The following is a 12,463-nucleotide window of genomic DNA, read 5'->3' on the forward strand; positions in this document are numbered from 1 at the left end:
TGTCTTATTTTTAATTAAAATTAAAGTTTGTTTAAGTATGGATAAGTTTATTGTTGTTTTGTTATTTATTCTACATTTGTTAAAGATACAACATGCAGAAAATAAAATTATTTCAAAAAAGGAAGCCGTAATTATTTACGGCTTTTATTTTTTATTATTTAATCTTCCTGCGTCTGGGTTGTAATTATCCCATATTTTCCACACATTATCTATTTTGCGAATAAAATAAATTTGAGTGTTGAGCTGATTCACAAAGTGCTCTTCCCCTGTTTCTCCGACTTTGAAGAGGAGATTCCAAAATTCTTGGGTCTCAAGGATCTTTTTATCAGGCTCATCTGTTACAATATTTACATCAAATATTTCAAAATTTGAACGGTTGTTTTTAGTGACAAGTTCAAACTGTCTTTCACAAAGTTCTTTACTGAAAGCTGAGGCTCTCTCAAGAAAAGGTGAATTGTCAAATACCAATTCTTTGAATAGGTCTATTTTTAATACAGGGAAATTTTTATATAAATTGAAAACTGTGGCACAATACTGATAAACGATATCACTTGAGAAAACATCACTGATCACCTTTTCTTCGAGTATTTGATTTTCCTTAATATCATGAATGTATGAGTTGAGGTCTTTAAAGCCTAAAAAAATACATATTTTATCAAGTGTCTTTAAAAAACGTAGATCATTGTGTGTTTTATCTTGATAATCGCTTTCAAAAAAACGCTGTAAAGTAATGTGCGAAATTGTATTTCCGAGCTCAAACCGTTTATCGTTTTTGAGTTCTTCAGACGAAGCTAATTCTTCTTTAATGATCTCTGAAAGAATGATATAATGACTCCTTTTCCATTCATTTACTGTTCCTAAAACTGAATCTTGAATTTTCGGATGTTTTGCAACTTTTTCTTTTATAGAATTATAAATCGTCTTCATTTGCGTACTATTTATATATAACAAAAAGTTTTTGGCAAAACGATTGCCAAAAACTTCATGGTTATTTTACCTAAATGTAAGAACTTTTTTAATTTAAAAAGCTATATTTTTTATTTTTTTAGTGTTTAAACCTCTCATAAGCTGCTCTTTCCAGCATTTCTCGATCATCAGGATGTGCAATACTGATGAGTTCCTGAGCTCTCTGGCGAAGATTTTTTCCATATAAATAAACGCTTCCGTATTCTGTTACAACCCAATGAATATGACCTCTTGTTGTGACAACTCCGGCTCCCTGTTTTAGGAAAGGTACAATTCTGGAAATTCCTTTTTTGGTTCTTGAAGTGATGGCGATGATCGGTTTTCCGTCTTCGCTTAAAGCAGCGCCTCTCATGAAATCCATTTGTCCGCCGATTCCGCTGTACTGCATTGTTCCGATAGAATCAGCACAAACCTGTCCGGTTAAATCAATTTCAATAGCAGAATTAATTGCAACCATTTTTTTGTTTCTCATGATATTGATCGGAAAATTCACCGCACTTACATCATTGAACGCGAAAACGGTATTGTCGTCTACGTAATCGTACAATTTTTTTGTTCCGAAACAGAAACTTGTAATGGTTTTATTATTGTGATAACCTTTGTATTTATTGTTAATAACGTCGTTTTGAATTAAATCAATCACTCCGTCGCTCAGCATTTCGGTGTGTACACCAAGGTCTTTATGATTTCCTAAACATTTTAAAACGGCATCCGGAATGGTTCCGATTCCCATTTGAAGAGTCGATCTATCATCAATCAATTCAGCAACGTTTTTCCCAACCAGCATTTCGTCAGGACCTACTTTGGCACCGTAATCAACAGTTGGAAGTTCTTCTTCGTGCCAAACCAGTTTATGAATTTTGCTGATGTGGATCATTCCGTCGCCGTGCGTTCTCGGCATCAAAGGATTGACGATGGCGACAATGGTTTGAGCGGTATCAACTGCGGCTCTTGCAACATCCACAGACGTTCCCAATGTACAAAAACCATGCTTGTCGGGCGGAGAAACTGTAATAAATGCTACATCAAGCGGTAAAATGTTTTTTCTGAAAAGAATCGGAATTTCACTTAAAAAAACCGGGACAAAATCTCCTCTGTCAGAATTCACTGCATCTCTTACAGGTGTGGAAACAAACAAAGAATTGACGAAAAATTTATCTTTGTATTCAGGTTTGGCAACTTCCACATTTCCCTGTTGGGTAATAGAAACAATTTCTACATTATCAACACGGTGCGACTGTCTTGCTAATTCGTCAATTAAATGATTCGGGGTACATGCACTTCCATGAAAGAATACACGGTTTCCGCTTTTTACAGTATATACAGCTTCTTCTGCACTAATATAATTGTACATTTTCTAAAATTTTACAGTTATAAATCTAAGGTTTTCTTTGATTCCTTAAAGTTACTTCATATTGTTTGTACGGAAAATAAATAATAGAAAATATTTATCATGTTTTGGTGAAAGCTGGTTAAAAATAAAGGACTGAATGTATAAATTCAGTCCTCAAATATTTTTTATAACAAGTTTAGAGCTAAAAGCTAATTGCCAAAAGCTGTATTATTCCTGCGAACGGTCTTCCAAGCTATGGTCTTCGTCTTCCAACCAAGAAGTTTTGTACGACGGGTCTTCTACTTTCATCGCTTCTTCAGTAATTTTCAGAGGACGGAAAGGGTCTACCATCACTGCGTATTCTTCGGTGAATTTTTTACCGATACTTCTTTCCATTGCTCCAGGATGAGGTCCGTGAACAATACCTCCCGGATGAAGGGTGAAATCCATTAGATCGATATGATTACGGCTCATGAAATCACCTTCTGTGTAGAATAAAACTTCGTCAGAATCTATATTCGAGTGGTTGTAAGGTGCAGGAATTGCCAATGGATGATAGTCATACATTCTTGCACAGAACGAACAAACTACAAAATTATGTGCCTCAAAAGTCTGGTGAACTGGTGGCGGTTGGTGGATTCTTCCTGTAATTGGTTCGAAGTTTTTGATATTAAATTTATAAGGATAAAAATAACCGTCCCAACCTACAACATCGAATGGATGCGTTGCATAAATGAAATCGGTAATTTGGTTTTCTTTTTTTACTTTAATTAAAAACTCTCCTTTTTCATCTTTAGGTTCAACAAAAGTAGGAGCGATGATGTCTCTTTCGCAGAACGGAGAATGCTCCAAAAGTTGTCCAAACTCGTTTCTGTATCTTTTTGGCGTGTAAATCGGTGAGTGACTTTCGACAACGAAAAATACAGTGTCTTCAGAATTTAATTCAACTTGATAAATCGTTCCCCTCGGAATAATCAGATAATCGCCAAAAGAGAATTCAAGATTTCCTACAAAAGTTTTCAAAATTCCGCTTCCGTTATGAACGTACAAAAGCTCATCACATTCAGCATTTTTGTAGAAATAATCCATTGATTTTCTCGGTTTTGCCAATCCCATTTTCAGGTCATTGTTCACCAAAAGAAACTTTCGGCTGTCCATAAAATCGTCTTCAGGAGTTACATTCATTCCTTTAAACATTCTTGGAGTTACGTTTTTGTCTACGGCAATTTTCGGAGTCACATCTTTCGGTTCGCCAATCGATTTGATTTGAGTAGGGCGATGAACGTGATACAGCAAAGAAGAAATTCCATGAAAACCTTCCGTTCCGAAAAGCTGTTCGTAGTAGAATTTATCTTCAGGAGATTTGAAAATTGTATGCCTTTTTTGAGGGATATTTCCCGACTGATGGTATCTCATTTTACTTTTATATGTTGAATCTCAAATTTAATATTTTTTAATGAATTGAAATTTAAAAACAAATTTTATTTAAGTTTTGCCGTTCTAAAAATAAATGTTAGCTTTGTCTAACAATTTTATTTCATGAAGCGAATATTATTTTCTGCAGTTTTTTTATCGTCATTTTGTTTTGCTCAGCAGGCAGGCAGTTTAGATTTAAATAAAACTCAAAAAACCGATTCTGTTAAAATTTCTGAGAAGAAAGAAATTAAAACAAAAGATATCGATGATGTTGTCATTACCGGAACGATAAAGCCAATTAGTAAATCGAAAAGCCCGGTTGCGGTGGAAATTTACAGTCAGAAATTTTTCCAAAAAAATCCGACTCCGAATGTTTTTGAAGCAATTGCAATGGTAAATGGCGTAAAACCTCAGTTGAATTGTTCGGTTTGTAATACAGGAGATATTCACATCAATGGTTTGGAAGGACCTTACACCATGATTTTGATTGACGGAATGCCGATTGTAAGCTCACTTTCTACAGTCTATGGTTTGAGCGGAATTCCGAATAGTTTAATTGACAGAATTGAAGTCGTAAAAGGCCCGGCTTCGTCACTTTATGGCTCTGAAGCAATGGGTGGAGTTATCAATATTATTACTAAAAATGCTTTGACCGCTCCCAAATTGAGTGTTGATTTAATGACAACAAGCTGGGCTGAAAATAATGTCGATTTGTCTACGAAATTTAATGTATCTGAAAATATAGCTTCATTATTAAGTTTAAATTATTTTAATTCGACCAAAAGATTCGACGAAAATAAAGACAATTTCACCGATGCAGCGTTACAAAACAGAATTTCAATTTTCAATAAATGGAATTTTAAAAGAAAAGAAAACCGACAGGCGAGTTTTGCATTGAGATATTTGTATGAAGACCGTTTTGGAGGAGAAATGCAGTGGAATAAGTCGTATCGTGGAAGCGATGAGGTGTATGGTGAAAGTATTTATACCAATCGCGTGGAAGCTTTTGGAGCCTATCAATGGCCGATGAAAGAAAATATTGTGACGCAGTTTTCTTATAATTTTCATGACCAGAATTCTTTTTACGGAACCAATCCTTTTGAAGCGACTCAAAAAGTAGCTTTCGCACAAACGTATTGGGATAAAAAACTAGGAAATCATGATTTGATTTTAGGAGTGACTTTCAAAAGAACTTTTTATGATGACAACACGCCCGGAACTTTATCCGGTGATGGATTGACAAATGAACCGATGAAATCACCAATTTTAGGCGCTTTTATTCAGGATCAATGGGAGATTAATGATAAAAATACTTTGTTGTTAGGTTACCGATTTGATTATGATAAAATACATCACGCTGTACATTCACCGCGTTTTGCATGGAAATTTTCTCCGAATCCTTATCATACTTTGCGTTTCAATTTCGGAACAGGTTTCAGAGTTGTGAATTTATTTACAGAAGACCATGCAGCGTTGACTGGCTCTCGAGATGTTGTGATTCAGTCTAATTTAAAACCGGAAAAGTCAGTTAACGGAAATCTGAATTATGTCTGGAAAATTCCTGTTGGTGACAAGCTGATCAATTTGGATGCTTCTGCGTTTTATACTTATTTCAGCAATAAAATTGTCGGCGATTTTGATACTGATCCAGAGAAAATTATTTATGATAACCTTAATGGTTACGGAATTTCAAGAGGTGCTTCAATAAATGTGGATTATAGTTTTAATTTTCCTTTAAGTGTAAATATTGGGGTCACTTATTTGGATGTTTACCAAAAATTTGACGGCGAAACTGAAAAATCTCAACAACTTCATGCTCCAAAATGGAGTGGAACTTATAGCTTGACTTATAAATTCAAAAGTAATTTGACCATAGATTTTACAGGGCAATTTTATGGACCGATGCGATTACCTGTTTTACCGAATGATTACCGACCGGAATATTCTCCGTTTTATAATCTTGCGAATATTCAGGTGTCGAAAAGTTTCAAATCTGGATTTGAAGTGTATTGCGGAATTAAAAATCTGTTCAATTTTACCCCCAAAGATCCTTTGATGCGACCGTTTGACCCGTTTGATAAAAATGTTGACGACCCAATCTCTAATCCGAATCGTTATACTTTTGATACTACTTATGGATATGCTCCAATGCAGAAAATCAGAGGTTTTTTAGGCGTGAAATATATTTTAAAGTAAGATTGGTCTCTATATGTTTTTAACGCAAAGATTTATTTTTTAGATATAAATATTTAATGAGCAAAGATGAATCAACAAGTTGATTTGATTAAGCTATATTTTCAAGCTTAGCGAAACAAATTTATTTGCCTTTGCCTCTTAAATAATATGTTATTCTAATATAAATCTTTGCGTCAAATGAATTCTAAAGTAATGAAGGTTAAAAATTTGATAAAGTGAAAAACTTAATATTTTTATTTTTAATGTTGGTGCCGATTTTTTGTCTTTCACAGATGAAAACCGGCACTTTTTCGGATTGGGAAATTCAGCAACAGAAAGAAGCAAAGCCTACAATTATTCACATTTATACCGATTGGTGCGCGGTCTGCAAGATTGAATCTTTTCAATTAAATAAAGATAAAGAATTGGTTGAAATGATTAATGAGAATTTTTATCTCATCAATTTGGAAGCTGAAAAAACAAAAGAAAAGATCATTTTTCAAGGGAAAGAATTCAATTATTTATCTAATGGGAACTCAGGAATTCATGAACTGGCTTTGGCTTTATCTAAAAATAAAAATCAGCCTGTTTACCCATTGTGGATCATTTTAAATGAAAATCAGGAGTTGGTGTATTATCATGAAGGGCAATTCAAATCAAATGATTTGAAACAAAAAATTGACGAAATCTTAAAACTTTAATTTTATATCTCGCAGATTTTGCTGATTTAGCAGATGATCGTGTGTAAAGAGTTTTTAAAAAAAAATCTGCATGATTCGCAAGTTCTGCGAGAGAAATTATTCTGCATCGATCAACACCGCCAATTGAATGCAAGCTTCATCAGAACGATTGCTCCAGGCGTGATCGGTTCCTCTTTGGATAACAATATCTCCGGCTTTCAACAGCGTTTCTCCTTCTTCCATGATCAAATACAATTCGCCGGAAAGTATAATGATATAATCTAAGGTCTGAGTTTGATGCATCATTGGATGAGGTTCTCCAGCTTTGAATTCCACTCCCAGATCTTTGTCAGGCGGAATAGAAACATATCTGAAATACGTTCCGTTTTTCGGTGTTTTCGGAAATCCCGTGTTGGGAATTTGTGTTTCAAGATTTAAACTTGCTGGCATTTTTTGAGTATTCCAAATGTCTGAAATGATCAAGCCCGGAAGATGTTCTACAACGTTTCCAACTTGCTGGTCTTCGATGATGGTTGATCTTCCGTTCTCAATTCCTGTTACAATTCTTCTTGGTATTTTATTCATGAGTCATTATTAATTTATTTCCTTGGGTTTGATTGTTTTTTAGCATCGAATGAGCTTTCAAGACCGTTTCCAGAGAAAGACTTCCTAAATGTTTATAATTAGGAGGAGTGATGATCTCGTGTTCAATCAATTTTGAAATTTCATTTAAACTGTTTTGATAATATTGATAATTTTGGGTCATTGCATATGCATAATTTGAAATATTCATGATTATATTTCCTTTATTGAAAAGCGTTTCGCGCGATTGTTTATTAGTCAATGCTGTTACATCGACATAAGTTCCATTGATCTGTAGAACTTTTGCGGTGATTTCTGACATATAATTTCCGACCAGATCAATTCCAACATCAAAAAAATGATCGTTATTGGCATTGAGAATATTTTCGACCAGATTTTCATTTTTATAATTAATTATTTGACGGTCTTTCAATCCCATTTTCAATAGAATATTTCTATTTTCTTCAGTTCCGGCCGTTGCAGTTATGTTGCAGAAATTATGAGCTAATAAAAGTTTAATTAAAAAAGATCCAACGCCGCCAACTGCTCCTGTAATGAAAACAGAATCATTTTGGTTAAGCTTTAAACGATTGAAAATCTGTAAAGCGGTCATTCCAACTGACGGAATTGCGGCTGCCTGTTCAAAAGAAATATTTTTAGGTTTCAAGGCTGTAATCGCTTCCGGAACAGCGATGAATTCTGCATAAGTTCCGTTGCTTCCCATAGAGCCGCTTCCACAAAAAACTTCATCTCCAATATTGAATTGAGTAACATCATTTCCTTTGTCGATAATAATTCCTGAAAGTTCGCGTCCTAAAGTCGGGGAACTGATGAGCTTTCTTTCCAACTCGTTTTCCAGCATTTGATAATCGATCGGATTAAAACCGCTGGCTTTAATTTGTATTAAAACTTCGTTGCTTTTTGGTTGAGGTTTTTCGACAAAGCCATCTTCCAATTGTAAATTTGTATTTAAAATAACTGCTTTCATAATTGTCAATTGAAGTACAAATGTAGAAACAGAATAGTTTATATTTGTTATTAGTTAACTCTTGGTAACTAGTAACATTAAAGTAACTATTGATGGCAAAGATTATAGAAAATGGAGTAGAAAGGGAAGCGAATTGTACTGAAGAATTATTCGCTATGCGCGACAGTCTCGATGTTTTAGGTGGGAAATGGAAGCTGATGATTCTGCGATATTTAACCAATCGTACAGATCAAAATATTCATTTTAAAAAACTGGAACGAGGAATTGATGGAATTTCTGCAAAAATGCTGAGCAAAGAATTGAAAGAGCTGGAAATAAATTTATTAATCACCCGAACGATTCAGGATACAAAACCGATCACCGTAACATATGCTGTTACAGAATATGGGAAATCTGTTTTTCCGGTTACCGAAACTTTGGTGAATTGGGGATTGATTCACCGGGAAAAAATTAAAGAATCAATGAGCTCTTGAGAATCAGGTTTTATTGAGGTAAATATAAAATCTCTCGCAGATTAAGCTGATTTAACAGATGATTCTTTCTGAAAAATCTGCGCTATCTTCCAAATCTGCGAGAGAAACTAAAAAAATAATTTTATTGAAATCAGTTTTTATCCAACCAGGAATTGACGAGTTCAGAATGATCTTTAACCCATTCCTTAGCAGTGGCATCTTTGTCTTTACTGTTTTCCATTTTAGTTAATAGATCGGTCATGGTTTGGTTATCAAAATACATTTTAGCAAAGAATTTTGTTAATTCTGGATGATCTTTTCCGAAACTTTTTCTGCTGTAGGTTTTAATTTTTTCAGCTTCCCCAAATGTTTTTTTCGGGTCTTCGAGAAATTTTAATTTCATTTTACCAAACATCCAATGAGGTTGCCATCCTGCAACAACAATCCATTCTTTACGTTTTATTGCATTCTGAAGCTCGGTAATCATCGCGATTGTAGAAGAATTGATCTGTCTATAATTTAGTTCGTAATCAATAATAGCTCTATCTGTTGCCGAGGTTATTCCGGCTCCTTTTTCTATACCGATGATTCTGTGTTTGAATTTCTCCTCATATTTCGGCAATTCTTCAATAGACTTTATGGGGACATAATCTGGAACTACCAAACCTATCTTTCCGTTGTCATAATTTGTTCCAAGGTTGATCAATTCCGGAAACTTAGCTATTTTACTTGCATGAGTGTAAGGCAACCAGACTCCCAGAAAGAGGTCTGTATCTTCGTTATTCATAGAAGCGAGAATCATATCTGTGGAAGCTTTCTGAATGACAACATGATATCCCTGTTCATCCAAAATAGCTTTTACAACGTGTGTCATTGCGACATCTTCTGCCCAACCATCGACCATTCCGATGTTGATGTATTTGGAATTTTTTAAGTTTTTACAAGAATTAAATACTCCTAAAATAATAACAGAAGTAATTAATAATAAATAATTTACTCTTTTCATTTTGCTGTTTTTTTCTTCACAAATCCTTGAGTGATCCTGTCGAGAATAATGGCTAAAATCACGACTGATAAACCACTTTCAAATCCTAAACCGATATCCAGATTATTAATTCCTTCCAAAACTTTTTCACCCAAACCGCCTGCTGCGATCATTCCAGCGATTACAACCATTGATAATGATAATAAAATGGTTTGATTGATCCCTGCTAAAATTGTGTTCGTAGCCAAAGGAAGTTCTACTTTAAATAGAATCTGACGATTGGTTGCTCCGAAAGCTCGCGCTGCTTCTACGATATCTTTAGGAACTGACTCAATTCCCAAAGTCGTTAAACGTACTGCAGGTGGCATCGCAAAAATAATCGTTGCGAATGCACCCGGAACTTTACCGATACTGAAAAATAATACAGCAGGAATTAAGTAAACAAAAGCTGGCATTGTTTGCATTAAATCGAGTAATGGGCGAATAATTTTTGCCGCAAATTGATTTTTTGCTGCCCATATTCCGAGAGGAACGGAAAGGATTAATGCGGTAAGTGTTGCAACAAAAATAAGTGCTAATGTTTCCATGGTTTCTTTCCAGAATCCCATTAAAAATATTAAAGTAAGTCCGGCTGCGGTCATAATGGCGGTTCCTTTTCCTGCTTTCCATAAAGCTAATAACGTGAAAAGTAGAATGATGATATAAAAGGGAGTGTTGACCAAAGCCCATTCAATTCCTAAGATTGAGGAGTTACCAACATTTTTTATGACGTCAAAGAAAGGTTTTGCATTGTCTGTGAGCCAATTGATAGCAGTTTCTACATATTGACCTATATCTATAGTTTTATTCATCTTATTGGTTGTTTGCGATTTCTTTTAATTCAATAATTTCTTCTTCATTATATTTGGTAGCCTCGATGATGAGAGATAATTGAGTGACCAGTCCTAAAAATTTATTGGTTTCATCTACCACAGCAATCGCTGATTTGCTTCCCGAAATTAAAGGGAGCATTTCTTCAACGGTGGCTTCCTGATATACCGAAGGAACATTACTGTTAATCACCGATTCAACAGTGGGTTCTTTTTTCTTTGCGATTTGAACAATATCACTCAGCGTCACAAAACCCAGAAATCTATTTTGGAAATCTACGACGGGCAAAGTTTCCAAACCTGTGGTTCTCATTTTTCTGAGGGCACCTTCCGGACCATCTTTTCTGAAACGAACTACAGTTGGCTTGTCAAACATTAGAGATTTCGCTGTAATAATCGTTTTACGGTCAACTTTTTCTACAAAAGCTTTCACATAATCACTCGCCGGATTGGTTAAAATATCTTCTGCAGTACCTATTTGTTCGATGACACCGTCTTTCATAATGACGATTCGGTCTCCGATTTTAATGGCTTCATCCAAATCGTGAGTAATAAAGACGATTGTTTTCTGTAAAGTTTCTTGTAATTCGAGCAGCTGATCCTGCATTTCAGATTTTATCAGCGGATCGAGTGCAGAGAAAGCCTCATCCATCAACAAAACTTCGGGGTCGTTTGCTAAAGCTCTGGCTAAGCCTACTCTTTGCTGCATACCTCCGGATAGTTGTGAAGGTAATTGGTTTTCAAAACCATTTAAACCAACGATATCTAATGCTTTTTGCGCTTTTTCTTCACGAATCGTTTTGCTTTCTCCGCGTATTTCGAGTCCGAAAGCAGCATTGCTTAAAACAGTATGATGAGGTAGCAATCCAAATTTCTGAAATACCATGCTCATTTCTGTTCTTCTTACTTCCAGAAGGTCTTTATTGTTTTTATCGGTAATATTATCGTTATTGATATATACTTTTCCTGCGGTCGGTTCATTTAGTCTGTTCAGACAACGCAGTAAAGTTGATTTTCCGCTTCCTGATAGGCCCATAATGACAAAGAATTCTCCCTCGTATATTTCAAAGCTTGCTTTGTTTATTCCTACCGTACAGCCTGTTTTTTCAAGAATTTCTTTTTTAGAAAAACCTTTGTCCAGAAGTTCTAGCGCTTTTTCTTTATTTTTTCCGAAAATTATCGTCAGATCTTCAACTTTAAGTTTTACTTTTCGATTAGTATCAATTGTATCCATATTCAGATTTTGTTAATGTATTTGAAATAAGAAATTGAGACAGTGATGCTTTAATGAGCGATGTCACTGCATGCAAAAATGTTCAGTATGATTTTTACAGTAAATCATTTTTTAAATAACAAAAAACATACAAAATCATATCAAATGAATGATTATGTTTATTATTTTCAAAAGGTTTTACTTTGACAAAGAATGTATTACGTAAAAAAAAGAAATCAATCTTTTTTAAATTGAATCAAAGAATAATTATCATCAGGATAATTAAAGATATTTGCCAGAACAACTTGAATTTATGATTATGCTGAAAGCATAAAAAAGCTGTACATCAATTTCTTATGACGGTGCAAATTTACGGATTTTATATTTAATGGAAATTTAAGGTTGGAATACTTTGAATTATAGTGCTTTAGTATGAGTTTGTTTTTGTGGTGAAGAAATATCCAAATATAAGGAAGTCAATGAAAATGTAAGCGAAAATATTTTTAGTATTAAAAGCTACAATTTTACATTGTATTTATTGAAAATTTGATGCTCAAAAGTTCCACTCAGTTCTTTTTCCCAACCTTTGGTAGTTCTTAATTTTTCCAAAATTCTCTTTTTCATATCTTCGTTATTATTCTCAAAAGCATATTGTGCTAAATCAAGTAAATAAAAAGTTTGATTTACTTTTTCAAAAGTAGCTTTTGAAAAATACCTAATAAAATATTCTTTGTAAATATTATTAAAATCATTCGGATAATTTTTTTTCAAATATTGAAATGCATAACTGTTATTATATTTATA

The 12,463-nt window shown here is 34.2% G+C and carries 12 protein-coding genes; 3 read left to right on the forward strand and 9 right to left on the reverse strand.

Translation table 11 applies throughout. From position 1 onward, the window contains the following. Nucleotides 1-144 precede the first annotated feature (144 nt). The 3 genes from AB671_RS03950 to AB671_RS03960 form a co-directional block, all read right to left on the reverse strand. Nucleotides 145-927, reverse strand: a complete 783-nt coding sequence (locus AB671_RS03950) for a hypothetical protein (protein ID WP_066676984.1) — start codon at nucleotides 925-927, stop codon at nucleotides 145-147. Between the two features lie 118 nt (nucleotides 928-1,045). Further along, a complete protein-coding gene (locus tag AB671_RS03955; RefSeq protein ID WP_066676982.1) occupies nucleotides 1,046-2,320 on the reverse strand; it encodes an acetyl-CoA hydrolase/transferase family protein in 1,275 nt (424 codons plus the stop codon). Between the two features lie 207 nt (nucleotides 2,321-2,527). Continuing rightward, complete coding sequence (locus AB671_RS03960; protein ID WP_066676980.1) at nucleotides 2,528-3,715, reverse strand: homogentisate 1,2-dioxygenase; 1,188 nt, start codon at nucleotides 3,713-3,715, stop codon at nucleotides 2,528-2,530. A 123-nt stretch (nucleotides 3,716-3,838) separates the two neighbouring features. Between AB671_RS03960 and AB671_RS03965 the strand changes: the two genes are divergently transcribed. Continuing rightward, nucleotides 3,839-5,911: a TonB-dependent receptor plug domain-containing protein gene (locus AB671_RS03965; protein WP_066676977.1), complete on the forward strand. Its 2,073-nt coding sequence runs from the start codon at nucleotides 3,839-3,841 to the stop codon at nucleotides 5,909-5,911. Nucleotides 5,912-6,126: 215 nt separating this feature from the next. After that, nucleotides 6,127-6,591 carry a thioredoxin family protein gene (locus AB671_RS03970; RefSeq protein WP_066676975.1) on the forward strand — a complete coding sequence of 155 codons (465 nt, stop codon included), beginning with the start codon at nucleotides 6,127-6,129 and terminating at the stop codon, nucleotides 6,589-6,591. Nucleotides 6,592-6,687: 96 nt separating this feature from the next. Here the strand turns inward: AB671_RS03970 and AB671_RS03975 are convergent, their stop codons facing one another. Next, the gene (locus tag AB671_RS03975; RefSeq protein ID WP_066676972.1) at nucleotides 6,688-7,155 is read right to left on the reverse strand and encodes a cupin domain-containing protein; all 468 of its coding nucleotides are present in this window, start codon (nucleotides 7,153-7,155) and stop codon (nucleotides 6,688-6,690) included. Beyond that, nucleotides 7,148-8,140: a zinc-binding alcohol dehydrogenase family protein gene (locus AB671_RS03980; RefSeq protein ID WP_066676970.1), complete on the reverse strand. Its 993-nt coding sequence runs from the start codon at nucleotides 8,138-8,140 to the stop codon at nucleotides 7,148-7,150. Before AB671_RS03980 ends, AB671_RS03975 begins: the two co-directional genes overlap by 8 nt. A 92-nt stretch (nucleotides 8,141-8,232) precedes the next feature. On the opposite strand from AB671_RS03980, the gene AB671_RS03985 reads away from it, so the two are divergent. Further along, a complete protein-coding gene (locus tag AB671_RS03985) occupies nucleotides 8,233-8,613 on the forward strand; it encodes a winged helix-turn-helix transcriptional regulator (protein WP_066676969.1) in 381 nt (126 codons plus the stop codon). 130 nt (nucleotides 8,614-8,743) lie between these two features. Here the strand turns inward: AB671_RS03985 and AB671_RS03990 are convergent, their stop codons facing one another. From AB671_RS03990 to AB671_RS04005, 4 genes are all read right to left on the reverse strand, one after another. Beyond that, the gene (locus AB671_RS03990; protein ID WP_066676967.1) at nucleotides 8,744-9,598 is read right to left on the reverse strand and encodes a glycine betaine ABC transporter substrate-binding protein; all 855 of its coding nucleotides are present in this window, start codon (nucleotides 9,596-9,598) and stop codon (nucleotides 8,744-8,746) included. Further along, nucleotides 9,595-10,428 carry an ABC transporter permease gene (locus tag AB671_RS03995; protein WP_066676965.1) on the reverse strand — a complete coding sequence of 278 codons (834 nt, stop codon included), beginning with the start codon at nucleotides 10,426-10,428 and terminating at the stop codon, nucleotides 9,595-9,597. Before AB671_RS03995 ends, AB671_RS03990 begins: the two co-directional genes overlap by 4 nt. Before the next feature lies 1 nt (nucleotide 10,429). Then, nucleotides 10,430-11,680 carry a glycine betaine/L-proline ABC transporter ATP-binding protein gene (locus AB671_RS04000; RefSeq protein WP_066676963.1) on the reverse strand — a complete coding sequence of 417 codons (1,251 nt, stop codon included), beginning with the start codon at nucleotides 11,678-11,680 and terminating at the stop codon, nucleotides 10,430-10,432. A gap of 495 nt (nucleotides 11,681-12,175) precedes the next feature. After that, a partial coding sequence (locus tag AB671_RS04005) for a hypothetical protein (RefSeq protein WP_228391031.1) occupies nucleotides 12,176-12,463 on the reverse strand: 288 nt, incomplete at its 5' end.

This window comes from Chryseobacterium sp. BGARF1, assembly GCF_001677955.1.
Lineage (GTDB): Bacteria > Bacteroidota > Bacteroidia > Flavobacteriales > Weeksellaceae > Chryseobacterium.

Excerpts from the sequence above, each read along its gene's own strand:
- AB671_RS03950 (WP_066676984.1), bottom strand. The coding sequence starts at position 927 with ATGAAGACGATTTATAATTCTATAAAAGAAAAAGTTGCAAAACATCCG.
- AB671_RS03955 (WP_066676982.1), bottom strand. The coding sequence starts at position 2,320 with ATGTACAATTATATTAGTGCAGAAGAAGCTGTATATACTGTAAAAAGC.
- AB671_RS03960 (WP_066676980.1), bottom strand. The coding sequence starts at position 3,715 with ATGAGATACCATCAGTCGGGAAATATCCCTCAAAAAAGGCATACAATT.
- AB671_RS03965 (WP_066676977.1), top strand. The coding sequence starts at position 3,839 with ATGAAGCGAATATTATTTTCTGCAGTTTTTTTATCGTCATTTTGTTTT.
- AB671_RS03975 (WP_066676972.1), bottom strand. The coding sequence starts at position 7,155 with ATGAATAAAATACCAAGAAGAATTGTAACAGGAATTGAGAACGGAAGA.
- AB671_RS03980 (WP_066676970.1), bottom strand. The coding sequence starts at position 8,140 with ATGAAAGCAGTTATTTTAAATACAAATTTACAATTGGAAGATGGCTTT.
- AB671_RS03985 (WP_066676969.1), top strand. The coding sequence starts at position 8,233 with ATGGCAAAGATTATAGAAAATGGAGTAGAAAGGGAAGCGAATTGTACT.
- AB671_RS03990 (WP_066676967.1), bottom strand. The coding sequence starts at position 9,598 with ATGAAAAGAGTAAATTATTTATTATTAATTACTTCTGTTATTATTTTA.
- AB671_RS03995 (WP_066676965.1), bottom strand. The coding sequence starts at position 10,428 with ATGAATAAAACTATAGATATAGGTCAATATGTAGAAACTGCTATCAAT.
- AB671_RS04000 (WP_066676963.1), bottom strand. The coding sequence starts at position 11,680 with ATGGATACAATTGATACTAATCGAAAAGTAAAACTTAAAGTTGAAGAT.